Origin of the sequence: Streptomyces sp. NPDC057137, assembly GCF_042670825.1 — a bacterium.
Taxonomy (GTDB): domain Bacteria; phylum Actinomycetota; class Actinomycetes; order Streptomycetales; family Streptomycetaceae; genus Streptomyces.
The window spans coordinates 35,700-57,542 of the sequence record NZ_JBHUUW010000011.1 but is presented as its reverse complement, the minus strand read 5'-3'; the positions used below and the strand labels follow the sequence as shown (position 1 = coordinate 57,542).

22 protein-coding genes, 1 pseudogene and 1 riboswitch are annotated in these 21,843 nt (G+C 70.1%); of the genes and pseudogenes, 6 read left to right on the top strand and 17 right to left on the bottom strand.

The window, feature by feature from the left end; all coding sequences use genetic code 11:
• The first annotated feature begins 311 nt into the window (after nt 1–311).
• The gene (locus ACFT9I_RS12165) at nt 312–1,574 is read left to right on the top strand and encodes a PTS transporter subunit EIIC (RefSeq protein WP_382563315.1); all 1,263 of its coding nucleotides are present in this window, start codon (nt 312–314) and stop codon (nt 1,572–1,574) included.
• 76 nt (nt 1,575–1,650) lie between these two features.
• On the opposite strand, the gene ACFT9I_RS12160 is transcribed toward ACFT9I_RS12165, so the two are convergent.
• A complete protein-coding gene (locus ACFT9I_RS12160; protein ID WP_382563313.1) occupies nt 1,651–2,403 on the bottom strand; it encodes an MBL fold metallo-hydrolase in 753 nt (250 codons plus the stop codon).
• Nucleotides 2,404–2,613: 210 nt separating this feature from the next.
• Here ACFT9I_RS12160 and ACFT9I_RS12155 point away from each other — a divergent pair, with 210 nt between their 5' ends.
• Nucleotides 2,614–3,117: a type II toxin-antitoxin system PemK/MazF family toxin gene (locus tag ACFT9I_RS12155; RefSeq protein ID WP_382563312.1), complete on the top strand. Its 504-nt coding sequence runs from the start codon at nt 2,614–2,616 to the stop codon at nt 3,115–3,117.
• A gap of 21 nt (nt 3,118–3,138) precedes the next feature.
• On the opposite strand, the gene ACFT9I_RS12150 is transcribed toward ACFT9I_RS12155, so the two are convergent.
• The 11 genes from ACFT9I_RS12150 to clpS all read right to left on the bottom strand — a co-directional run bounded on the left by ACFT9I_RS12150 (nt 3,139) and on the right by clpS (nt 12,201).
• A complete protein-coding gene (locus ACFT9I_RS12150) occupies nt 3,139–4,263 on the bottom strand; it encodes a hypothetical protein (protein WP_382563310.1) in 1,125 nt (374 codons plus the stop codon).
• 144 nt (nt 4,264–4,407) lie between these two features.
• Complete coding sequence (locus ACFT9I_RS12145) at nt 4,408–5,358, bottom strand: PLP-dependent cysteine synthase family protein (protein WP_382563308.1); 951 nt, start codon at nt 5,356–5,358, stop codon at nt 4,408–4,410.
• Entirely contained in the window at nt 5,358–5,678 is a 321-nt protein-coding gene (locus tag ACFT9I_RS12140) for a MoaD/ThiS family protein (protein ID WP_382563307.1), read from the bottom strand. The genes ACFT9I_RS12145 and ACFT9I_RS12140 overlap by 1 nt, the downstream gene beginning before the upstream one ends.
• Nucleotides 5,679–5,770: 92 nt before the next feature.
• A complete protein-coding gene (locus ACFT9I_RS12135) occupies nt 5,771–5,884 on the bottom strand; it encodes a putative leader peptide (protein ID WP_354608293.1) in 114 nt (37 codons plus the stop codon).
• Nucleotides 5,885–5,970: 86 nt separating this feature from the next.
• Nucleotides 5,971–6,813, bottom strand: a complete 843-nt coding sequence (locus ACFT9I_RS12130) for an ABC transporter ATP-binding protein (RefSeq protein ID WP_382563305.1) — start codon at nt 6,811–6,813, stop codon at nt 5,971–5,973.
• Nucleotides 6,810–7,862: a FecCD family ABC transporter permease gene (locus ACFT9I_RS12125; protein ID WP_382563303.1), complete on the bottom strand. Its 1,053-nt coding sequence runs from the start codon at nt 7,860–7,862 to the stop codon at nt 6,810–6,812. The genes ACFT9I_RS12130 and ACFT9I_RS12125 overlap by 4 nt, the downstream gene beginning before the upstream one ends.
• A 10-nt stretch (nt 7,863–7,872) precedes the next feature.
• On the bottom strand, nt 7,873–8,859 hold the full coding sequence (locus ACFT9I_RS12120; RefSeq protein ID WP_382563302.1) for an ABC transporter substrate-binding protein: 987 nt from the start codon (nt 8,857–8,859) through the stop codon (nt 7,873–7,875).
• A gap of 40 nt (nt 8,860–8,899) precedes the next feature.
• Nucleotides 8,900–9,034: riboswitch (cobalamin riboswitch) on the bottom strand.
• The gene (locus ACFT9I_RS12115) at nt 9,034–9,447 is read right to left on the bottom strand and encodes a Mov34/MPN/PAD-1 family protein (RefSeq protein ID WP_382563300.1); all 414 of its coding nucleotides are present in this window, start codon (nt 9,445–9,447) and stop codon (nt 9,034–9,036) included. Its footprint overlaps the riboswitch before it by 1 nt.
• A gap of 116 nt (nt 9,448–9,563) precedes the next feature.
• Nucleotides 9,564–11,042, bottom strand: a complete 1,479-nt coding sequence (locus tag ACFT9I_RS12110; protein ID WP_382563298.1) for an amino acid permease — start codon at nt 11,040–11,042, stop codon at nt 9,564–9,566.
• Between the two features lie 266 nt (nt 11,043–11,308).
• Complete coding sequence (locus ACFT9I_RS12105) at nt 11,309–11,896, bottom strand: DUF2017 domain-containing protein (protein ID WP_382563296.1); 588 nt, start codon at nt 11,894–11,896, stop codon at nt 11,309–11,311.
• A complete protein-coding gene (gene clpS / locus ACFT9I_RS12100; protein ID WP_382563294.1) occupies nt 11,896–12,201 on the bottom strand; it encodes an ATP-dependent Clp protease adapter ClpS in 306 nt (101 codons plus the stop codon). Before clpS ends, ACFT9I_RS12105 begins: the two co-directional genes overlap by 1 nt.
• A 164-nt stretch (nt 12,202–12,365) precedes the next feature.
• On the opposite strand from clpS, the gene ACFT9I_RS12095 reads away from it, so the two are divergent.
• A complete protein-coding gene (locus tag ACFT9I_RS12095; protein WP_382563293.1) occupies nt 12,366–13,721 on the top strand; it encodes a nicotinate phosphoribosyltransferase in 1,356 nt (451 codons plus the stop codon).
• 165 nt (nt 13,722–13,886) lie between these two features.
• Nucleotides 13,887–14,471 (top strand): nicotinamidase, encoded by a 585-nt coding sequence (locus tag ACFT9I_RS12090; RefSeq protein WP_382563292.1) that lies wholly within the window; start codon nt 13,887–13,889, stop codon nt 14,469–14,471.
• Nucleotides 14,472–14,665: 194 nt separating this feature from the next.
• Here the strand turns inward: ACFT9I_RS12090 and ACFT9I_RS12085 are convergent.
• Together ACFT9I_RS12085 and ACFT9I_RS12080 are read right to left on the bottom strand one after the other, a co-directional pair.
• A pseudogene (locus ACFT9I_RS12085) lies at nt 14,666–14,968 on the bottom strand (hypothetical protein); the annotation flags it as partial.
• Nucleotides 14,969–15,092: 124 nt separating this feature from the next.
• Entirely contained in the window at nt 15,093–17,510 is a 2,418-nt protein-coding gene (locus ACFT9I_RS12080; RefSeq protein ID WP_382563290.1) for an immune inhibitor A domain-containing protein, read from the bottom strand.
• A gap of 422 nt (nt 17,511–17,932) precedes the next feature.
• On the opposite strand from ACFT9I_RS12080, the gene ACFT9I_RS12075 reads away from it, so the two are divergent.
• The gene (locus ACFT9I_RS12075) at nt 17,933–18,238 is read left to right on the top strand and encodes a hypothetical protein (RefSeq protein ID WP_382563288.1); all 306 of its coding nucleotides are present in this window, start codon (nt 17,933–17,935) and stop codon (nt 18,236–18,238) included.
• Here ACFT9I_RS12075 and ACFT9I_RS12070 read toward each other — a convergent pair.
• Both ACFT9I_RS12070 and ACFT9I_RS12065 read right to left on the bottom strand, forming a co-directional pair.
• Entirely contained in the window at nt 18,224–18,967 is a 744-nt protein-coding gene (locus ACFT9I_RS12070; protein ID WP_382563286.1) for an RDD family protein, read from the bottom strand. The genes ACFT9I_RS12075 and ACFT9I_RS12070 overlap by 15 nt on opposite strands.
• 155 nt (nt 18,968–19,122) lie before the next feature.
• Nucleotides 19,123–20,691 carry an RDD family protein gene (locus ACFT9I_RS12065; RefSeq protein ID WP_382563284.1) on the bottom strand — a complete coding sequence of 523 codons (1,569 nt, stop codon included), beginning with the start codon at nt 20,689–20,691 and terminating at the stop codon, nt 19,123–19,125.
• Between the two features lie 232 nt (nt 20,692–20,923).
• Here ACFT9I_RS12065 and ACFT9I_RS12060 point away from each other — a divergent pair, with 232 nt between their 5' ends.
• Complete coding sequence (locus ACFT9I_RS12060) at nt 20,924–21,400, top strand: SsgA family sporulation/cell division regulator (RefSeq protein ID WP_382563282.1); 477 nt, start codon at nt 20,924–20,926, stop codon at nt 21,398–21,400.
• 30 nt (nt 21,401–21,430) lie between these two features.
• On the opposite strand, the gene ACFT9I_RS12055 is transcribed toward ACFT9I_RS12060, so the two are convergent.
• A complete protein-coding gene (locus ACFT9I_RS12055; RefSeq protein ID WP_382563280.1) occupies nt 21,431–21,811 on the bottom strand; it encodes a VOC family protein in 381 nt (126 codons plus the stop codon).
• Nucleotides 21,812–21,843 lie beyond the last annotated feature (32 nt).

Below are 21,843 nucleotides of genomic sequence, written 5' to 3'. Positions count from 1 at the left end.
AGGGTGACCCACCCGCCGTCGGCGTAAGCACGCACGAGCCTCGCAAGCTTCCTCGGGAAAGCCCCCGGAAAAACCCTCGGACCTGCTGGTCCGGGGGTCTTTTCGTGCGCCCACCCCAAGCCCGCCGGGCGCCCGCCGCTTCGAGTCCGGATCGAGAGATTTCGAAGGTTCCTTATTCAACCCTCACCATGCTACAACTGGTCTACACCACTCAAAGGTGTAGACCACATGGCCGCGCGCCGTGTTCCCGGGTCGCCGCCACTCCCCATTCTCCCTGCTCCTGGCGGTGCCTTGTCCTCTGGAGGAAGTTGATGTCCACGGCCAGCGCCGCCCCCGCGGCAAAGAAAAAGGGCTCCGGCGTGATGTCCGTCATGCAGCGCATCGGCCGCAGCCTCATGCTGCCGGTCGCCGTGCTGCCCGCCGGCGCCCTGCTGGTGCGCCTCGGCAACCCCGACATGCTCGGGCGCGAGTCGTTCCCCACCTTCATCACCAAGATCGCCGGTTACATGGCCGCCGGCGGCGGCGCGATCCTCGACAACATGCCGCTGCTCTTCGCCGTCGGTATAGCCATCGGCTTCGCCAAGAAGTCGGACGGCTCGACGGCGCTCGCCGCGGTCACCGGCTATCTGGTCTTCCAGAAGGTCCTCGCCACCTTCACGGACGGAAACCTGCCGCAGGTCGCGAGCGTCGTCGACGGCAAGATAGTCATGTCGGACGCCCCGGTGAACGCGGGCGTCCTCGGCGGTGTCGTGATGGGCATCGTGGTCGCCCTGCTCTACCAGAAGTTCTACCGGACGAAGCTGCCCGACTGGGCGGGCTTCTTCGGCGGCCGTCGTCTCGTCCCGATCCTGTCGGCCTTCGCGGGTCTGCTCATCGGCATCGTCTTCGGTCTCATCTGGCCCGTCCTCGGCGCCGGTCTGCACAACTTCGGTGAGTGGCTCGTCGGCTCGGGCGCGGTCGGCGCCGGCATCTTCGGTGTCGCGAACCGCGCGCTGATCCCGATCGGCATGCACCACCTGCTGAACTCGTTCCCCTGGTTCCAGGCCGGTTCGTACGAGGGCAAGAGCGGCGACATCGCGCGCTTCCTCGCCGGTGACCCGTCGGCCGGACAGTTCATGACCGGCTTCTTCCCGATCATGATGTTCGCGCTGCCCGCCGCCTGTCTCGCGATCGTCCACTGCGCCCGCCCCGAGCGCCGCAAGGTCGTCGGCGGCATGATGTTCTCGCTCGCGGCCACCGCCTTCGTCACCGGTGTGACCGAGCCGATCGAGTTCACCTTCATGTTCATCGCGCCGGTGCTGTACGCGATCCACGCCGTGCTGACCGGTGTGTCCATGGCGCTGACGTGGGGGCTGGGGATGAAGGACGGCTTCGGCTTCTCGGCCGGCGCGGTCGACTTCTTCCTCAACCTGGGAATCGCGACCAACCCGTGGGGCCTGGCGCTGGTCGGGCTCTGTTTCGCGGCGGTCTACTACGCGGTCTTCCGCTTCGCCATCGTCAGGTTCAACCTGCCGACGCCAGGCCGGGAGACCGACGAGGAACTGGCCGAGCTGCAGAAGGCCGAGGCCAAGTAGGACCGCCTCGGACGTGCGTGACGTGACGGTGCCCCCGGCCTTCCCGGCCGGGGGCACCGTCACGTATCCGTTCCGCTCAGATCTCGTACACCGCGCCGGGGCGGGCCAGTTCGGCCGGTCCGCCGTACACCGCCCGCGCGTCGCTCAGGTTCCGCTCGGCGTCCGTCCACGGCGGGATGTGCGTGAGGACGAGCCTGCGCGCCCGCGCGTCGGCGGCGTGCTCGCCCGCCTCGCGGCCGTTGAGGTGGAGGCCGGGGATGTCCTCCTTGCCGTACGTGAACGCGGCTTCGCAGAGGAACAGATCCGTGTCGTCGGCCAGCTCCACCAGGGCCTCGCTGACTCCGGTGTCGCCAGAGTAGGTGAGCGATCTGCCGTCGTGCTCGACGCGGATGCCGAAGGTGTCGACGGGATGGGCGAGCTTCTCCGTACGGACCGAGAAGGGCCCGATCTCGAAGGAGCCCGGCTTGAGCGTGTGGAAGTCGAAGACCTCGCTCATGGACTTGTCCGTCGGGGTGTCGGCGTGCGCGGTGGTGAGGCGCTGTTCGGTGCCGTCGGGGCCGTAGACGGGGATGGTGTCGCAGCGTCCGCCGTCGTGGCGGTAGTAGCGGACGACGAAGTAGCCGCACATGTCGATGCAGTGGTCGGCGTGGAGATGGCTGAGGAAGATGGCGTCGAGGTCGTAGAGACCACAGTGACGCTGCAACTCGCCGAGGGCACCGTTGCCCATGTCGAGGAGCAGCCGGAAGCCGTCGGCCTCTACGAGGTAGCTGGAGCAGGCCGATCCCACGGAGGGGAAGGAGCCCGAGCAGCCGACGACGGTGAGCTTCATGGAGCGTGAACCTCCGTGGCGTGGAAGGGGGGCGACGGGGGTCGTTCGGTCTGTCGAGCGTAAGGCGCTAAACGGCTGGTCGCTCCTCCACACCGGCCTGTTGTGGGGGAACTCACCTGCTCTGTCACCGGTTCGGGCGGACCTTGTCGCCGGGCGGCGGGCCGGGGATCGCGCCGCGCGGACGCGAGGCGCGGCGGTACGGTCTGGGGCATGGACACGACCTGGTGGGTGGCTCTGATCGTCGTGGTGGTGCTGGCGATGGTCGCCACCCTCGTGGACGGGCGCGGCCGCAGTCCCCGGCCGCCGGGCGCGCGCTTCGGGCGCTCCCGGGAGCGGGGCCGGACGGACCGCAGGCCGCCGCGCGGGCCGGCCGGGACGAAGCCCGGGGGCAAGGCCGGCGGCCGGGGGCCGAAGCCGGGCGAGATCTGGTGGGCGATGGTGCCGTACGAGGACGGGGCCGGGGCGAAGGACCGGCCGTGTCTGGTGCTCTCGGTACGGGGCCGTACGGTGCTGGTCGCGAAGATCACCAGTAAGTTCCACGAGGAGCGTCCCGGCGTGATTCCGCTGCCGCCGGAGGCGGTGGGTGACACGGAAGGACGCCGGAGCTTCTTGGAGACGGACGAGTTGCGGCGGGTGGACACACGGGCGTTCCGGCGCCGGGTGGGACCTGCGGATCCGGGGCTGTGGCGGCAGGTCAGGCATCTGGCGCGCTGATCCACGAAGACCGGCCACCCTCTAGGGCAGCGGCGCCGTCGGGTACTGCGGTGTGACGTACGGGCGTGGATCGTGGCGGGTCAGGGCGATGGCCACCAGCATCGCCGCGCCCGCCGCGAAGGCACTGGTGATGCTCCAGCCGACGGTGGTGTCCTCGTAGTAGTACGAGAGCTGGTCGTACTGGATGCCCGCGAGGTCGCGGATCTGGAGGTACACCGCCATGCCGAGCAGCGCGAGCGCCGCGCCCCGGGCGGCCGGGGTGCCTGCCAGCAGCAGGACGCCGACGACGAGGAACGCCGCGATGAGCGCGCTGTGGTAGTAGGTGAATCCGGCCGAAGTGCCGTACCCGCCACGGGCGTTGATGTTCAGCGCTTCGTGCCACCACTCGCTGAAGGCGCCCCGGCCGCCGCCCGGCACGGCGGCCTCGCTGAACTCCCGCAGGCCGCGGGCGTACCAGAAGCCCTGCAGCGCGCCGATCAGGATGAGCAGGACGCCCGCGGCGCGCCGGCGGCCGGGCACGGGCTCGCGCGGAACGTCGCGCTCGCGGGCCACCAGCAGCAGGATGATCACAGTGACGGCGGCGAGGAACGCGAACACGTAGGTGAGCACGATCAGCGTGCCGTGCTGACTGGCGAACATGACGTCGCGGTACTCGGCCCTGGTCAGGCCGTTGAGCTGGCGGGCGCCGACGCCGAGCAGCACGAACGCGAGGAGCAGGGCGGCGCCGCGCGCGGTACGGCGCAGGGAGAGGGCCGCGATGCCGACGACGAGCAGGGCGACCGTGAGGGCCCATTCGTGGGCGGTGAAGACCAGCAGCGGACGGCGACCCTCGTTCTTGATGAGGCTGTTGATCAGTTCGTCCACGTCGGCCTGCGCGTTGATCGCCGTGTAGACGATCCAGGCGGCGAGGACGCAGGCGAAGACGATGAGCAGGATGCCGGAGGTGACGTACGCGCCGAGGTGGCGGCGGGACGCGCGCCCGTCGGGTTCCGGCGGTGCGAAGGGCTGGGGCGGGCCGAAGCCCGGCGGGCCGTAGCCGTAACCGGGGTCGTGACCAGGGGGGTTGGGGGAACCGGGTGCGTGTCCCGGAGCACCCGGAGCACCCGTGCCGCCCGGACCACCCATACCGCTCCAGCGCTCGTCCATCTCTGTCCCCCGTGGTCGGTGTGCGCGTCGCGTACGTCGATCGGCACCGATCGTCACTCTCGGGAGCGGTGGTGCAACAGTCCCGGGCGGGGACTGTTGCACCACTGTTGCGCCACGGTCAGTGCGAGTGCGGGGGTGAGGGGCTCAGGCCCAGAGCTGGCCCTGAAGGGTCTCGATGGCCTCTTCGTCCGTGGCCGCCGTGTAGACGCCCGTGGAGAGGTACTTCCAGCCGCCGTCGGCGACGACGAAGACGATGTCGGCGCTCTCGCCCGCCGTGACGGCCTTCTTGCCGAGGCCGATGGCGGCGTGCAGGGCGGCACCGGTGGAGACTCCCGCGAAAATGCCCTCCTGCTGGAGGAGTTGGCGGGTACGGGTGACGGCGTCGGCCGAGCCGACGGAGAAGCGGCTCGTGAGGACGGACTCGTCGTACAGCTCGGGTACGAAGCCCTCGTCGAGGTTCCGCAGGCCGTAGACCAGGTCGTCGTAGCGCGGCTCGGCCGCGACGATCTTGACGTCGGGCTTCTGCTCGCGCAGGTAGCGGCCGACGCCCATCAGCGTGCCGGTGGTACCGAGGCCGGCCACGAAGTGGGTGACGGACGGCAGGTCGGCGAGGATCTCCGGTCCGGTGGTGGCGTAGTGGGCGCCCGCGTTGTCCGGGTTGCCGTACTGGTAGAGCATCACCCAGCTCGGGTTCTCGGCGGCCAGCTCCTTGGCGACGCGTACGGCGGTGTTGGAGCCGCCCGCCGCCGGGGACGGGATGATCTCGGCGCCCCACATGGCGAGCAGCTCGCGGCGTTCCTGCGAGGTGTTCTCCGGCATCACGCAGATGATCTTGTAGCCCTTGAGCTTCGCGGCCATGGCGAGCGAGATACCGGTGTTGCCGCTGGTGGGCTCCAGGATGGTGCAGCCCGGGGTGAGCCGGCCGTCCTTCTCGGCCTGCTCGACCATGCGCAGCGCCGGGCGGTCCTTGATGGAGCCGGTCGGGTTGCGGTCCTCCAGCTTGGCCCAGAGCCGGACACCGTCCGACGGGGACAGCCGTGGCAGCCGTACGAGAGGGGTGTCGCCGACGACAGCGAGCGGGGAGTCGTACCGCATCAGAGCGTGGCGGACACGTCGGGCATGGGCGTGTGCCCCGCGCCACCGGCGACGGCCGGGAGGATGGTGACGCTGTCGCCGTCCGCGAGCTTGGTGGAGATGCCGTCCAGGAAGCGGACGTCCTCGTCGTTCAGGTAGACGTTCACGAAGCGGCGCAGCTGGTCGCCGTTGGCGCCGTCGACGATGCGCTCGCGGATGCCCGTGTGGCGGGTTTCGAGGTCGGTGAGCAGGGCCGCGATGGTGTCACCGCTGCCCTCGACGGCCTTGGCTCCGTCGGTGTAGGTGCGGAGGATGGTCGGAATGCGGACCTCGATGGCCATGGCGTGGGCTCCTGTCGGAAAAGAGGCGTGACGGGCGCGCGGCTCTGCCCCCGCGCGGGGGGTGGTGCTCGGGATGGGCGTCCTGCCGCGACTCAGGCGGCAGCGCCGGCCGTACACATGGCGCTGGCGAGTCGGCACAGATCGACGTGCAGGCGCGCCACCAGGAGATCGCCTGGGGTCTTGTCGCTCACGTCGTGGGAAACCATGGGGTCATCGTATCGATTCCCGGTCCGCATCCCGGTATGTGATCTCAACTGATGGACGTTCGGTGTTCGTCAGGTGGACTGGGCCGTCACCCGGGCAGTCGCTCGGGCCGGTGCTCGGGCAGATAGACGACGGTGGGGGCGCCGGTCCGGGGGTGCGGCGTGACCTCCGCCTCGACCTCGTAGACCGTGGCCAGAAGGGCGGGGGTCAGGACCTCCGCCGGGGTTCCCGAGGCGACAACCGTACCCGCTTTGAGTACGTAGAGGCGGTCGCAGTAGTACGCGGCGAGATTCAGGTCGTGCAGGGCCAGCAGATTGATCGTCCCCAACTCCCTTATGAGGGAGAGGACTTCGAGCTGGTGGCGGATGTCCAGATGGTTGGTCGGCTCGTCCAGGACGAACAGCGCGGGCCGTTGGACCAGTGCGCGGGCGACGAGGGCGCGCTGGCGTTCGCCGCCGGAGAGGGACGGGAAGGCGCGCTCCGCGAGCGGGGCGATGCCGACGCGCTCCAGCGCGGCGTCGGCCAGTGCGGTGTCCGCCGCCGTGTCCGCCTCCCAGAAGCGCCGGTGCGGGGAGCGGCCCATGGCGACGACCTCGCGGACGGTCAGTTCGAAGTCGGTCTGTCCGTCCTGCGGGACGGTCGCCACGCGCCGGGCGCGCGCCTTGGCCTTCATGGTGTGCAGGTCGTCGCCGTCCAGCAGCGCCCGGCCGTGGGTGGGGCGCAGCGTGCCGTACACGCAGCGCAGCAGGGTGGTCTTGCCGCTGCCGTTGGGGCCGACGAGGCCGACGGTCTCGCCGGGGGCTGCGGTCAGGTCGACGGCGTCGACGAGGTGCCGGCCGTCGCCGATCCCGTACGACAGCCCCTCGACGCGCAATGCCGCTTTACGAGGGCGCGTAGCGGCGCTCGTACCGGCACTCGTATCGGGGCTCATACCGGGGCTCCTTCGGGGCGGCGGCGCATCAGCCACAGGAAGAACGGGCCGCCGATGAGCGCGGTGAGGACGCCCACGGGGATGTCCTGCGGCGCGGCGACGGTACGGGCGGCGAGGTCCGCGACGACGAGCACGACCGCCCCGCCGAGCGCGGCGACCGGCAGCAGCGGCCGGTGCGACGCCCCGACCACCATCCGCGCGGCGTGCGGCACGAGCAGCCCGACGAAGCCGATGGCGCCGCTCGCGGCCACCATCACCCCGGTGACCAGCGAGGCGAGGACGAACACGGCGGCGCGGAAGCGCGCGGTGTCCAGCCCCAGTACGGTCGCGCCCTCCTCCCCCACCAGCAGCAGGTCCAGCGGCCGGGCGAGCGCCATCAGGACGGCGGTCCCGGCGACGAGGACGACGGCCGGGACGACGAGCGAGCCCCAACGGGCGCTGCCGAGGCCGCCGAGCGACCAGAACAGCGCCTCCTGGAAGTGCTCGGGCCGCGCGGAGACCACCAGGATCAGTGTGGTGAGCGCGGACAGGATGTACGAGACGGTCACCCCGGCCAGCACGAGCCGCCCGCCGGTCATCGTGCCGCCGCGCCGGGCGAGCGCGTAGACGACGGCCATCGCGAACAGCGAGCCGGCGAAGGCGGCGGCCGGCATGGCGACGGTGGTGGTGATCCCGCCGCCGATGCCACCGCCGATGCCGAAGACCAGGACGAGTACGGCGCCGGTGGACGCCCCCGAGGAGATCCCGAGCAGGAACGGGTCGGCCAGCCGGTTGCGTACGAGGGCCTGGAGGACCGTACCGACGACGGCCAGCCCGGCGCCGACGACCGCGCCGAGCAGCACGCGCGGCAGCCGTACGTCCAGGACGATCGTGCGGAAGGGGCTGGGCTCGGCGCCGCCGGTGAGGATCGTGACGACCTCGCCGGGCGGGATGCGGACCGAGCCGAGCGCGAGCCCGGCGACGACGGCGCAGGCGAGGGCCGCGATGAGGCCGCCGAGGACGAGCGCGTGCCTCAGCCGCCGCCGGGCGGGCGGGGTCTGACAGCTCATCGCGGCGCGCCTACTCGCCCGCCTCCGGGTGGAGTTGGTAGGCGAGCCGTTGGACGGCGGCCGGGGCGCGGACGCCGAGCACGGCGTCGGAGAGCGGCAGGACGGCGAAGCGCTTGTTCCTGATCGCCGGGACGTCCTTCAGTACGGGGTCCTCCAGCAGCCGCTTCTTCTTCTGCGCGACGGTGGTGGAGCCGTAGTCGTAGATGACGATCGCCTCGGGCCCGCGCGCCACGACCTGCTCCCAGGTGGCGTCGCCGAAGGACTTGTCGAGGTCGGCGAAGACGTTGCGACCGCCGGCCCGGTCGATCATCTCGTTGCCGATGCCCTTGCCGCCCGCGGTGAACGCGGTCTTGTCGCCGCTGTCGTAGACGAAGACCGAGACCGGCTTCACGTCTTGGAGACCGGCGGCCGTGGTGGCGAGGGTGGTGCGTGCCTCGGCGGTCCACTTCGCGGCGCGGTCGGCGACGCCGAAGGTGCGGCCGACCTCTTCGACCTCGCGGAAGACGTCGTCCATGGAGGTCCTGCCCTCGGTGCAGTTCTCCAGGTTGAGCCGGGTGTCGATGCCGGCGCCCTTGAGGTCGTCGCGGGTGCGGCCGTCCTTGGCGGCGAAGGCGCTGGCGTAACCGCCGTAGACGAAGTCGGGGTTGACGGCGAGGAGTTTCTCCTTGGAGGGGTACTCCTTGGCGACGACCGGGACGCTCTTGTACGCCTTCTCGTAGGCGGGCAGGACCTTGTCGTCCAGCCAGGCGGTGCCGACGAGGGACTTGGTGAGTCCGAGTTCGATCATGATCTCGGTGACGTGCTGGTTCATGGTGACCACGCGCTTCGGGGGTGCCTCGAAGGTGGTCTTCACACCGCAGTTGGTGACGGTGTACGGGAATCCGTCGGCCGGGGCTCCGGCCCTGCGGACGGGGTCCGCGCCGGCTGAGCAGGCGGCGAGCGGGAGCAGCAGCGGAAGCAGGACCGCCGGTATGAGGGCGTGGCGCCGCGAGGACATGACTGGGCCTCCTCCGGGGGATTTCCGCGTCCCCTGGCATGGTGGGAGAAGGGCGACAGGTCAGTTCCTGGCTTCCGGGGCCCCGCTCGCGCGAAGGCCCTGGTCACAGTGGCGGGACCGTGCCGGATTCACACCGGCTTCCTGGGTCCTGCCGCCCTGGATCGCGTCATCTTCTCAGACGACCTCGACCTCTTCCTCCGTGACCTCGCCGTCCACGATGCGGTACGAGCGGAACTGGAAGGGGCCCGCGTCGTCGGTGTCGGCGGTGGAGACCAGGACGTAGTGGGCGCCGGGCTCGTTGGCGTAGGTGATGTCCGTGCGGGAGGGGTAGGCCTCGGTCGCCGTGTGCGAGTGGTAGACGATCACCGGTTCCTCGTCCCGGTCGTCCAGGTCCCGGTAGAGCTTGAGCAGGTCCGCCGAGTCGAACTCGTAGAACGTGGGTGAGCGGGCCGCGTTGAGCATCGGGATGAAACGCTCGGGCCGCCCACTGCCCTCCGGGCCCGCGACCATGCCGCACGCCTCGTCCGGATGGTCCGCGCGTGCGTGGGTGACGATCTGGTCGTAGAGGGCCTGGGTGATGGTCAGCATGAGGTGAAGGATAAGCAGGTGGCCTCCGCGTCTGAGACACGGAGGCCACCTGGTGAGACAGTGCGTGAGACGGCATGTGGGACCGCCGCCGTAAGTGCCCGGCGTCGGCGTCGGCGTCAGTCGGAGACCTTCGCGTACTCCGGCTCGTGCGGGCCCTCCGGATCACGCGGCTCCCGCGCACCGGCCGCCGCGAGTTCCGGGTTACGGCGCTTGAGCAGCGCCCAGCCGCCGCCGAGGAACACCGCCCAGATCGCGCCGACGTACAGCGACACCCGGGCCTCGGAGTCGTACGCGATCAGACAGGTCACGAACGACAGGAACACCAGCGCCACCCAGCTCAGCGCCGAGCCGCCCGGGGCCGGGAACGAGGAGGCGGGCAGCCGCCCGGCGACCACGGCGGAGCGGTACTTGATATGGCTGACGAGGATCATCATCCAGGTCCAGATACCGGCGGCGGTGGCGACCGAGGTGACGTAGAGGAACGCCTTCTCGGGGACGATGTAGTTGAGGACGACGCCGATGCCCATCAGCGCGACGGACGCGGCGATGCCGAACGCCGGCGTCCGGCGGGAGTTGAGCTTGCCCAGGACCTTCGGCGCCTCGTTGTTGGCGGAGAGGTCGCGCAGCATCCGGCCGGTGGAGTACATGCCGGAGTTGCAGGACGACAGGGCCGCCGTCAGCACGACGAAGTTGACGATTCCGGCGCCGAGCGGGATGCCGATCTTGGCGAAGGCGTGTACGAACGGGCTCTCGCCCTCGCTGAATTCGGTCCACTTCACGACGGCGAGGATGACGGTGAGCGCGCCGACGTAGAAGACGATGATGCGCCAAGGCAGCGTGTTGATCGCCTTGGGGAGCGTCTTCTCCGGATTCTCGGACTCGCCCGCCGTGACGCCCACGAGTTCGACGGCGAGGTAGGCGAACATCACGCCCTGGAGGGTCATCAGGCTGGAGCCGATGCCGTTGGGGAAGATGCCGCCGTGCTGCCAGAGGTTGCCGGTGGTGGCGGTCTCGCCCGCGTCCGAGAAGCCGAGGGTCAGCACGCCGAGGCCGATGACGATCATGCCGATGATGGCGGTGACCTTGACCATCGAGAACCAGAACTCGACCTCGCCGAAGATCTTGACGGAGATCAGGTTGACGCCGAAGAGCACCACGAGGAAGACGAGGGCGCTGACCCACTGCGGGATCGAGGGGAACCAGAAGTGGATGTAGATCGCCGCCGCCGTGAGTTCGGCCATGCCGGTCACGATCCACATGAGCCAGTACGTCCAGCCGGTCACGTATCCGAAGAACGGGCCGAGGAACTCGCGGGCGTACTCCGCGAACGAGCCGGAGACCGGCCGGTAGAGGAGCAGTTCGCCGAGTGCCCGCATGATGAAGAAGATCACCACGCCGGCGAGGGCGTACATCAGGATGATGCTCGGCCCGGCCTTGGCGATGTTCGCGCCGGCGCCCATGAACAGGCCGACGCCGATGGCGCCGCCGATCGCGATCATCTGGACCTGGCGGCTGCCGAGTCCGCGTTCGTAGCCCTCCTCCGAGGTCTTTCCGGAGGGGCTTTCCGAGGTGTTGTCGACCTGTGGGGAGGTCATGGTGATGCGCCCTTTCTCCCTGCCTGTGCCGGTGGTCGTGAAGATTTACCACGGGCGGGGCGGCGATCCGCGCAGGCCGCTGTGGCGCGGCCCACAGGAAGAAGGGGACGAATCACACCCCGAATCGCAAAGCATGCGGAGGCGGAGATCCGATCGTTATGCGGAGTTGAGCCTCAATTGAGGAAACGGAAGGTGTCCGTCCGAAGATGATGTGAGGGCGCCGTGGAGGCCCTGTGACGGGCCTCCCCCACGTGGCCGGCGGACCGTCAGGGCATCATCGTCTCGACGAGCGACTCCTGGAGCGCCCCGAGCCACAGGTACGCCATCACCATCGGCTTGCGCGGGTCGGAGTCCGGCAGCCGGTACAGGCCCTCGCCGTCGTCCTCGTCGGAGACGTCCAGCCTGTTGCCGATCGTCAGCCGCAGGTCGTTGAGCGCGCCGAGCCAGTGCCTGCAGTCGTCGGGCGCCAGCTTCAGTACGGCTCCGCCCTCGCCGGCGGCGGAGAGCGCGTCCAGTGTGCGGACGAGCGCGATTCCGTCCTCGCGCTTGCGGGTCCGCAGGTCGTTCTCGGTGAAGCGTCTGAACTCGGAGGCGTACTCGCGCAGTTCGTCGTCGGTGTCGTCGCCGAAGCCGTACGCGTCCGGGAAGAGCCGGGCGAGCGCGGGGTCGGACGGCGGCTTGCTGGGGCCCTCCGCGAAGAGCGCGGCGAGGGGGTCCTCGCCCTTGGCCGGTTCCTCGCCGGGGCCGATCAGCTCCAGGAGTTGTACGGCCAGGGAGCGCAGGATGGAAATCTCGACCTCGTCGAGCGCGACGGCGGCGCCACCGCCGGGGATCGCCTCGAACTGCCCGGCCATCAGTTGCGGTCCTGGGAGAGCGTGGCCCACAGGCCGTATCCGTGCATCGCCTGCACGTCGCGTTCCATCTCCTCGCGGCTGCCGCTGGAGACGATGGCGCGGCCCTTGTGGTGGACGTCGAGCATCAGCTTGTGCGCCTTGTCCTTGGAGTAGCCGAAGTACGTCTGGAAGACGTACGACACATAACTCATGAGGTTGACCGGGTCGTTGTGGACGATCGTCATCCACGGCACGTCAGGATCCGGGACGGTGAACGTCTCCTCGGCCGACTCGGGAAGTTCGATCTCTGTCGGGGCAACACTCACGGTTCGGGACGACCTTCTTCTCCGCCGGGGGCCCCGGGGTGCGCCCCGGGATGCACAGCCTCACAGCCCCATGCTGCCACCAGGTGGGGCCTGTCGCACAAACGGCGGTCTGAGCGCTCGTTAGATCTCGTCAGTTTGACGAGATCTCCTGTAGCATCGTCGGCATGAACTCTGCGGACCTTGAGAAGGGCCTGGCGAAGGACGAGGGCGGCCGTAGGCTCGGCGTTCCGTCGACCGCGCTCTTCACCGACCAGTACGAGTTGACGATGCTCCGGGCGGCACTTCGGGCGGGGACGGCCGAGCGCCGCTCCGTCTTCGAGGTCTTCACCCGGCGCCTGCCCGAGGGACGGCGCTACGGAGTCGTCGCGGGCACCGGCCGGGTGCTCGACGCCGTCGAGAACTTCCACTTCGACGAGGACGTCATCGGCTTCCTGCGCGAGCGGGGGATCGTCGACGGGCCGACGCTCGACTGGCTGGCCGACTACCGCTTCGGCGGCGACATCTGGGGTTACCGCGAGGGCGAGATGTACTTCCCCGGGTCGCCGATCCTGCGCGTCGAGGGCTCCTTCGCCGAATGCGTGCTGCTGGAGACCGTGATCCTGTCGATCCTCAACCACGACTCGGCGATCGCCGCCGCCGCGTCCCGGATGTCGGCCGCGGCCGGCGGGCGACCGCTGATCGAGATGGGCGCGCGCCGCACCCACGAACTGGCCGCCGTCGCCGCCTCGCGCGCCGCGTACGTGGGCGGCTTCGACACCACGTCCGACCTGGCGGCCGGGTTCCGCTACGACATCCCGACGGTGGGCACCAGCGCGCACGCCTTCACGCTGCTGCACGACAACGAGCGGGACGCGTTCCAGGCACAGGTCGACGCGCTCGGCAGCGGTACGACGCTGCTCGTGGACACCTACGACGTGGCCGAGGCGGTCCGTACCGCCGTGGAGGTCGCCGGGCCCGAGCTGGGCGCGGTGCGTATCGACTCCGGCGACCTGCTGCTCGTCGCGCACCGGGTGCGGCAGCAGCTGGACGAGCTGGGCGCGGTGAACACCCGGATCGTGGTCACCTCCGACCTGGACGAGTACGCGATCGCCTCGCTGGCCGCGGCGCCCGTGGACGCGTACGGGGTCGGCACCCAGCTGGTCACCGGCAGCGGGCACCCCACCTGCTCGATGGTGTACAAACTCGTCGCCCGTGCCCACTCCGCCGATCCGAAGGCGCCGCTGCACGCGGTGGCGAAGAAGTCACTCGGCGGCAAGACGTCGATCGGCGGCCGCAAGTGGGCGGCGCGGCGGGTGGACGCCGAGGGGTACGCGGAGGCCGAGGTCGTCGGCACCGGTCCGGTCCCCGCCGACCTGCTGGACCGGCAGCTGCTGGTGGAGCTGGTCAAGGGCGGCGAGGTCGTCGCGCGCGAGCCGCTGGACGCGGTCCGCGACCGGCACGTGGCGGCGCGGGCGGGGCTGCCGATGTCGGCGATCCAGCTGTCGCGCGGCGAGCCGGTCATCCCGACGGTCTACATGTGACCGGCGGGGGTCCGCATGTGACCGGCGTGCCGGTGATTCACGGACGTGAGGTGTGGGAGGCATGAACGGACAGCGACCGGGAACGCCAGGCTGCGAGAGGCCAACCACAGCGGGACGCCCTAGGCTCGGTCGCCCCCGCACGCTCCCCACCGAAGGACACCCGCCATGCACCGCGCACTGATAGTCGTGGACGTTCAGAACGACTTCTGCGAGGGCGGCAGCCTCGCGGTGTCGGGCGGCGCCGACGTGGCCGCCGCCATCACCGATCTGATCGGGCAGTCGACGGCCGGTTACCGCCACGTGGTCGCGACGCGTGATCACCACATCGACCCGGGTGACCACTTCTCCGCGCGCCCCGACTTCGTGCGCTCGTGGCCGGTCCACTGCGTGGCGGGCACGGAGGGGGTGGGTTTCCACCCCAACTTCGCGCCGGCCGTCGCCTCGGGGTCGATCGACGCCGTCTTCGACAAGGGCGCGTACGCGGCGGCGTACAGCGGCTTCGAGGGCGCCGACGAGAACGGTGTGACGCTCACGGACTGGCTGCGGGCGCGCGAGGTGGCCGAGGTGGACGTCGTCGGCATCGCGACCGACCACTGCGTACGGGCGACGGCCCTGGACGCGGCGCGTGCGGGGTTCACCACCCACGTACTGCTGGACCTGACCGCGGGCGTCGCCGAGGAGACGACGGAGCGGGCCCTGGAGGAGATGCGCGCGGCGGGCGTACGGCTGACCGGCAAGCCGGTGGTGTAGGGCCTACCTGTAGGCCCTACCGGTAGAGCGTGCCGGTCCCCGCGAGGTGCCGGCTACGCGGCGCTCATGTCGCTCCCGCTGCCCGTCCGCCGCTCCGGTCGCGGCGCCGCGAACAGCCCCGGCAGGGTGGCCGCCGAGGGCGCCGCAGGGAGGCCTGTGAGGCCGTGGCGCGGCTCGGGTGGCCCGTACCGCCGCGCGGGGCGCAGCAGGGCCCGTATGGGCTGCCAGAGCTCTTGCGCGCACTCCGGTGTGGCCCGCCAGAGCAGGCCGTCCGGATGGTGCAGCACCGCCGTGATCTCGTCCGGTGTCGGCGGTTCCGCGTTGCCGCGGAGATAGACGGCGCGCAGTCCGAGATTCCGCAGCCTGGTCAGGGCGCGGGCCCGGTTCATCGCATGGACCAGAATCCGGACCGTACGGCCTTCGGCCGCCGGGCTGGGCACGGTCAGTGCCACCACCACGGTGCCGTTCGGGAGCCTGCTGAAGCCTCCACCTGCCATGTGTCCTCAATCCCCCCGTGAGACGTCGTGTCAATAAGAGTCGGTAGGACGCACCTAAACACGATCGGCCGCCGCCCCGCTAGGGGGCGACGGCCGATCATGGCTTGACCTGCGACGATGTCCGTTACTTGGTCGAGCGGTCGACCTTCACCGTCATCGTGGAGCCACTGAGCGGCTCGCTCACGATGGAGATCTTGGTGTTGGTGTCAGGAACGACGACACCACCGGTCGGGTTCTCCTCGTACCAGTACGTGCCCTTGCGGTCGTCGAAGACCGACTTGCCGGCCTGCGGCAGGATCCACTGCGCCTTGTCGGCGTTGTGGAGCCGGAAGAGGTCGGTCGGGAACTTGCTGAACGACGAGTCGAACGTCTGGATCTTGTTACGCATCACCGTGCCGTCGGCCCACTTCAGGGGCTTGGCGTGCGCGTCGACCGGCAGGATCAGACCCTTGCCGGGGTGGGCGCTGGTGTTGTTGTCCTTCTGCGAGGTGTCCCAGAGCCAGACCATGAGGCCGTTCTGGTACGCGTAGTGCTCGACCCAGCCGTCCTTCGGCGCCTTGAAGCCGAAGTTGTACGGGCCCGACTTGAGGGTCTTGTCGTAGCTGACGTACTGCCGGTTCTCCGCGATGTAGAACTGGTCGTAGTCCTGGGTGAACGACTCACCGATGCGCGAGAAGCCCTTCGCCGTCCAGCCGGCGTCGTCCGCCTCGGCGTTGTCGCTGAAGACCGGGGCGCCGTCGGCGACGACACTGATCGTGTCGGCCGCGAAGCCCTTGCCGCCCGCGCCGCCGTCCGTCTGGTAGCGGAAGCGGACGTCGACCTTCTTGCCCGCGTAGGCGTCCAGCGAGTAGACGAGCTTCTTGTGGCCGCCGGACGGACCGGTCAGGGCCGGCTTGTCGCCCGCGTCACGCGTGATGGCCTTGCCGTCGGCGGTGCCGTCGACCGGGGTCCAGTTGGCGCCGCCGTCCTCCGACACCTCGGCGTACAGGTAGTCGTAGTTGGCCTCGATGTCCCACCAGCCGTCCAGTTCCAGCGACGCCTTGGCCTTGCCGGTGAGGTCGACGGAGCGGGTGAGGGTGTTCTTGAGGTCGTCACCCATGTCGCTCCACCACTGCTTGGAGCCCTCGGCGGGCTTCACGACAGTCGTGGTGACCGGCTTCTTCGGCAGCTCGACGACGAGTGCCTGCGGGTTGTCCGTGTTGTACGCGGACACGCCCAGCTTGTGGGTCGACGCCGTCGCGGCCTTGGCCTCGTCGTAGTCGAGCCAGCCCAGCTGAAGCTTGTCCCAGGCGGTCATGTCGCCCGGCAGGTCGCCGATCTCGCCCTTGCCCCGGCCGAGCCAGGAACCGGCCGACATCAGGGTCCAGAAGCCGGTGGAGTTCTCGCCGCCGCCCGAGGTGTCGTACAGGTCGGGCAGGCCGAGGTCGTGGCCGTACTCGTGCGCGAAGACGCCGAGTCCGCCGTTCTCCGGCTGCATCGTGTAGTCGCCGACCCAGATGCCGGTGTCGCCGATCTGCGTGCCGCCGGACTTGTTCTCCGCGGGGCCCGTCTTGCCGGCGTCCGTGCCGTAGGCGTACCAGCGGTGCGCCCACAGGGCGTTCTCACCCTCGGCGCCGCCGCCGGCCGACTCGTCCTCGCCCGCGTGGACGATCTGGAAGTGGTCGATGTAGCCGTCGGGCTCGTTGAAGTTGCCGTCGGCGTCGAAGTCGTAGCGGTCCCACTCGTCGTACGACGCGAGGTCGGCCTTGATCTCCGCGTCCGTACGGCCCTTGGCCTTCTGGTCGGCGGCCCAGGCGGTGGTGCCGTCGCGTACCGCGTCCCAGACGTTGGCGCAGTTGGAGTCGCCGCAGTAGTTGGAGCCGTAACGGGCCTCGTTGTACTTGACCTTGACCCAGTCGGAGACCTCACCGTCGACCGAGTAGCGGCCGGACGAGGTCTTCTCGTAGTAGGTCTTCAGCGACTCCTTCGGCTGGCCCTTGGAGTCCTTGCCCTCACCGAAGTAGAGGTCCTGGAAGTGCTGCTGGTTGTAGTCGGCCTGCCAGGCGGTGGAGTTGTCCACCTTCTCGTCGGGCTCGGCTATCTCGTTGTGCTGCGGGCCGGGTTCGCCACCGTACTTCGTGATGGGGGCCTCGGGGCCGTCCGCGCCGTCCGGGTCGTACGTGGTGGTGTCGTCGACCTCGTCGCCGAACTCCACCAGGATCGTGAAGATCTTGTCGGTCTTCTCGCGGCCCAGCTCGACGTACTTCTTGTCGTCGAGCTTGACGACGTTGGAACCGCCGCGCTTCATGATCTTGGCGTCACCGGCGACGACCTGCTCCAGGGCGGCCTTGCGCTGCTGCTCCTGCTGCTTGCTGAACGGACCTTCGAGGTCGTGCTCGACATGGCCCTTCTGCGGCGCCGGATCGCGGCGCTCGATGCTCGCCGGACCTGCTGTGGTGTTGCCCTCGGCCTGCGCCGGGGCGAGCGTCGAGGCCGTCGCGGCCGCCGTGGCGAGGGCCACGAACACCGCGGACGCTCTGATCGCCCGTCGATTGATGGTCACTTGATGTTGTCCTCTCCCCGCACCCGGTGTCCGCGGACCGGATGTGTGGGGATCCGCGCGCGGGGTGCGCGTCACAAGTGACGACATTCGACCGGAGTTGAAGGAGAAAAGACAGCCCTTGACTTGCACAGGCCAAGTGCACTATGCACGAGTTCAGTTCCGGTATCCGGACGTCACGCTGATGTATCGGTGGGTGTCCCGCGGACCGGACGGTGGGCGCACCGATGTGTCATATAGCGGGGGCGTGTGACTCCGTGCGCCCCCCATGCTCCGGCGTCGTGGGTTAGGTCACGCTTACTGTCGGTTCCTGCCGGGCATTCACCGTCGTAGGGTCGTTTGACAGTGCGACTCAGCGCAGACACGCGAGACACCCCCAACACCCCCGAAATCACTCCCGATTGCCCCGAGGGACGGATACAGCCATGCCGCGTCCGACTGCCGCACAGCTTGCCTACGGTTCCGCCACCGTCGTCCTCGCCACACTCGCGATGCTGCTGCTCTCCGGCGTCACGTCGGTCGTCGGCATCGCGGTGATCGCGCTCGTCGCCCTCTGTTTCGGCCTTCTGGTGTCGGTCAAGGCCGTGCGGCCACGCCGTTCGCAGGTGGCACACCCGGTCGGTGCGAGCCGTACGGATCACGCCGGCGCCTCCTCTGTCTCGTCCGTCCCGGGCCCGGCCAGGTCGGCGTCCGCCGCGGAGGCCCGGATCCCGGCGTCACTGCGCCGCTGACACCACGACCGTCTTCGCCGCCTTGTCGTGCAGCCCCTGCCGGTAGGGGCGGTCGAGCAGGATCAGGATCAGCAGGAGCAGCGGCCAGAAGCAGGCGCAGCAGACCAGTGCGGGGACCCACAGCACGACGGCCCGCAGGAACGAGGCACGGGATTCGGGCACCCGCCCGTCGTTGAGCATCGCAACGCGGGTCTTGAACAGCTTTTTACCAAGGGTCTGGCCGCCCCACTGCGTCATCACCGTGTCGTAGCCGACATACGCCACGATCGTGATGATCCGGAACACCCACTGGCCGCCGCCGTTCATGCCGTTGACCGTGTCGTCCCAGCTGTTGGACTCGTCCGACCAGCGGCCGTAGACATTGAACGGGATGCTGATCAGGGCGAGCGGGATCGCGACGATGATCCAGTCGACGATGCGCGCGAGGATGCGCTTGCCCATGGACGCGAGCGGCGGCATCCCGCGGAGCGGATCGTTTCCGCCGTACGGGTCACCGGGGGGTGGTGGAGCCGATCCGCCGTACGGGTCACCGGGGGGTGGTGGAGCCGATCCGCCGTACGGGTCACCCGGGGGTGGCGGGTTGGCGCCGCCGTACGGGTCACCGTGACGAGGCGGCGTACCGCCACCCGGAAGCGGGCCACCGGGCGAGGGCGGCCCGTCGGGCGGCGGCTGCTTGCGGAACGGGTCGTCGTCGGGCGGCTGACCGGGCGTCGGCTGATCGTTACTCATGGGGGCAGTGCACCGCGCCGTACGGATGCCCGCAACGGATCAACGGCCGTTCGGAGGAGCCGCCGCCCACGCCCGCCGTCCCATGGGTGACCCGGTGTCAGCCCCTCGGCGCCTTCGCCGCTCCCGCTCAGCCCCGCCGGCTCAGTCCCTCCCGCTCAGCCCGCGACGAACGTGTGCGCCACCTTGTCGTGCCAGCACTGCCGCCACGGCCGGTCGAAGACGCACCACAGCACGTTCAGTACGCCGACGACGAGCACGCCGAGCACCCCGTACACGAGCCAGCGGCGCAGTGCCGAGCCGAAGGACGGGGCCTCGAACGACTCGATGTCCCGCACCTCCAGACCGCACAGCTTCTTGCCGAGCGTGCGGCCCCACTTGGCGGTGGGCAGCGCCTCGTACAGGACGCCGATGACCAGCAGAGCGGCGAGCACCCCGCCGAAGTAACCGGCCGTCGTGCCGTCGATCAGCCAGACGGTGACGGTCTCGCCGGTCTGCTTCGCGGCCTCGACCTTGTCGTCGATGTGCGCGAGCGCCTTGGACACCAGAGGTACGGAGACGGCCCCGACGATCCCCAGGAGGACGACGCTGTCGATCAGCCGGGCGGCGAACCGCTTGCCGAGCGCGGCGGGGCGGGCCGCCGCCTGGGCCTGGGCCGCCCGCAGGAACGGGTCCTCGACCGGCGGCTTCCACGGCACGACCGGCTGCCCGGCGGCGGGGTCGCCGGCGGACGGTCCGGACGGCGAGTGCGGTGCGGGCTGGGCGAGTTGGTGCACCTGCTGCGCCCAGGAGGGCGAGCCACCGCCGGGGCCGGGGGCGAGCGGGCCCGCGGCGGGGGGCTGCATCGAGCGGGACGGGAGGTTGTCGGGCTGCTGCGGGGCCTGAGGCGCGTGAGGTTGGGGTGCCTGGGGTGCCTGGGTCTGCGGCGGGACGGGTGCCGGGCCTGCGGCGCGGGGCCGCAGGGCGCGGATGGCCATGGTGCCCTCGGTCTGCCCCGTACGCCCGGTGGCCTGTCCGCCCTGCGGGGCGCCGCCGACCGGGCGGATGGTGACCGTGCCGTCGGTGGGCGGCTCGCCCTCGTCGTTACGGGGGGTCCGGCTCTCGTCCCGGTCCCCGCGTCCGGGCCGCGGGAGGCGGATCGCGACCGTGCCCTCCCTGGGAGGTGAGTCGTCGTCACCCCGGCCCGCCCCCGGGCCGGGTCCCAGGGACCGTACGCCGGGCAGCGCGCCGCCCGTGGGATCGGCCGACGGGTCCGACGCCTGGCCGGGCACCCGGGGGTCGCGCGTGTCACGGGCGTACCGGGGGTCCCTGGCGTCTTCCGGTTCCGGCGCGCCCGTGGGACCAGGTTCCTGCCGGCCCTCGCCCCAGGAGACCCGGGCGTCGCGCTCGCCGCCGAAGCCGGTCTGCCTGCGGGTGTCGGCCTGCCAGACGGAGGCCGGTTCCTGCCGGGGCTCCTCGGCGGGGTCCTCGTCGAAGAACATCGGCCCGGTCTCCTCGACCGCCGGGGTCGCCGGTTCCGGGGTCCGCCGGGCCGCCGGCGGAGGGGCCGCCGCGGGCACCCCGTGGGGCGCCTCCGGCATGGCCTCACCGGCCCCCGGCGCCGGCCGGCTGGTACCGGGTACCCAGGACCCGCCGTTCCAGTACCGGACGTATCCGGGGATGGACGGGTCCGGGTAGTAGCCGGGGGAAGGGCTGCCGTCTCCGGTTGCCGAGGTCGGGGCGCTCATCACCGTGGTCCCGTATCTCTTCGATGGGCTCAATTCAAGGGTCCACATCTATCAGACCACCGCATGGCCCAGGGTCCATCCGGCCGTTTGGACCTCGATTCGGTCACGAAAGAGTCACGGTAAGTCGCGGGAGCAAGTTCTTGCCCGAAGTCGCGTAATGGCGGCGGGAGTCGACGCTCTCCATCGGTACGGCCCACTCCCGGGCGTCGTACGAGGAAGGGAAGCACCTGATATGCACACCGTGGTGGAACGCGAGCTGGAGCTCAATCTGGTGCTCTCGCCCGAGCGCAGCATCCCCGTCCCTGCCCGGCTGACGTACCGCACGGAGGATCCGTACGCGGTGCACATCAGCTTCCACATCAGCTCGGACACCCCGGTCAACTGGACGTTCGCACGCGAACTGCTGGTCGAAGGGGTGTTCCGGCCGTGCGGTCACGGTGACGTACGGATCTGGCCCACGAAGGTCGACGGCCGCAGCGTCCTGTGCGTGGCGCTCTCCTCCCCCGACGGCGACGCGCTCCTGGAGGCCCCTTCGTCGGCGGTGTCGGCGTGGCTGGAGCGGACGTTGCGGCTGGTGCCACCGGGCACCGAGACGGACCGGCTGGGGATCGACGACGGGCTGGCGCGGCTGCTCGCCCCGATGCCGGCCGACGATCTGTGGCTGCGGGACCCGTGGCCGTCCGACGAGTCCGCGGACGGCGAGTCCTGACGCCCGCCGCCGGAGCCGCTTCTCGTGCTCTCAGTCGATGACGTAGGTGCGGGTGATGAATTCGATCGAGTGGCCGTCGGGGTCGTCCAGATAGACCCCGCGGCCGCCGAAGAGATGGTTGATCCGCTGCGGCTTCTCGTGCATCGGCCCGGCCCAGTAAGGGAGTTCGCGCTCCTTCACGCGCCCGAAGATCTCGTCGAACTCGTCCTCGGACACCAGGAAGGCCAGATGCTGGCTGACTATCTCCGAGGGCGCGTCGAGATAGTCGAGGGTGACCCCGCCGTCGAGCGGCAGGCTCGCGAACGGCCCGAAGGACTTGGGCTCGGGCTCGCCGATCAGCTCCGCGAGGAAGCGCGCGGAGGCGAACCGGTCGCGGCTGTGGACGATGGTGTGGTCAAGACGGGCGGGCACGGAAACCTCCCGGGTCGAAGTGCGGTCACCTG

Bases quoted from the DNA above. Each gene is read 5' to 3' on its own strand.
- ACFT9I_RS12165 (WP_382563315.1), top strand. From the start codon at position 312: ATGTCCACGGCCAGCGCCGCCCCCGCGGCAAAGAAAAAGGGCTCCGGC.
- ACFT9I_RS12160 (WP_382563313.1), bottom strand. From the start codon at position 2,403: ATGAAGCTCACCGTCGTCGGCTGCTCGGGCTCCTTCCCCTCCGTGGGA.
- ACFT9I_RS12155 (WP_382563312.1), top strand. From the start codon at position 2,614: ATGGACACGACCTGGTGGGTGGCTCTGATCGTCGTGGTGGTGCTGGCG.
- ACFT9I_RS12150 (WP_382563310.1), bottom strand. From the start codon at position 4,263: ATGGACGAGCGCTGGAGCGGTATGGGTGGTCCGGGCGGCACGGGTGCT.
- ACFT9I_RS12145 (WP_382563308.1), bottom strand. From the start codon at position 5,358: ATGCGGTACGACTCCCCGCTCGCTGTCGTCGGCGACACCCCTCTCGTA.
- ACFT9I_RS12140 (WP_382563307.1), bottom strand. From the start codon at position 5,678: ATGGCCATCGAGGTCCGCATTCCGACCATCCTCCGCACCTACACCGAC.
- ACFT9I_RS12135 (WP_354608293.1), bottom strand. From the start codon at position 5,884: ATGGTTTCCCACGACGTGAGCGACAAGACCCCAGGCGATCTCCTGGTG.
- ACFT9I_RS12130 (WP_382563305.1), bottom strand. From the start codon at position 6,813: ATGAGCCCCGATACGAGTGCCGGTACGAGCGCCGCTACGCGCCCTCGT.
- ACFT9I_RS12125 (WP_382563303.1), bottom strand. From the start codon at position 7,862: ATGAGCTGTCAGACCCCGCCCGCCCGGCGGCGGCTGAGGCACGCGCTC.
- ACFT9I_RS12120 (WP_382563302.1), bottom strand. From the start codon at position 8,859: ATGTCCTCGCGGCGCCACGCCCTCATACCGGCGGTCCTGCTTCCGCTG.
- ACFT9I_RS12115 (WP_382563300.1), bottom strand. From the start codon at position 9,447: ATGCTGACCATCACCCAGGCCCTCTACGACCAGATCGTCACCCACGCA.
- ACFT9I_RS12110 (WP_382563298.1), bottom strand. From the start codon at position 11,042: ATGACCTCCCCACAGGTCGACAACACCTCGGAAAGCCCCTCCGGAAAG.
- ACFT9I_RS12105 (WP_382563296.1), bottom strand. From the start codon at position 11,896: ATGGCCGGGCAGTTCGAGGCGATCCCCGGCGGTGGCGCCGCCGTCGCG.
- ACFT9I_RS12095 (WP_382563293.1), top strand. From the start codon at position 12,366: ATGAACTCTGCGGACCTTGAGAAGGGCCTGGCGAAGGACGAGGGCGGC.
- ACFT9I_RS12090 (WP_382563292.1), top strand. From the start codon at position 13,887: ATGCACCGCGCACTGATAGTCGTGGACGTTCAGAACGACTTCTGCGAG.
- ACFT9I_RS12075 (WP_382563288.1), top strand. From the start codon at position 17,933: ATGCCGCGTCCGACTGCCGCACAGCTTGCCTACGGTTCCGCCACCGTC.
- ACFT9I_RS12070 (WP_382563286.1), bottom strand. From the start codon at position 18,967: ATGAGTAACGATCAGCCGACGCCCGGTCAGCCGCCCGACGACGACCCG.
- ACFT9I_RS12065 (WP_382563284.1), bottom strand. From the start codon at position 20,691: ATGAGCGCCCCGACCTCGGCAACCGGAGACGGCAGCCCTTCCCCCGGC.
- ACFT9I_RS12060 (WP_382563282.1), top strand. From the start codon at position 20,924: ATGCACACCGTGGTGGAACGCGAGCTGGAGCTCAATCTGGTGCTCTCG.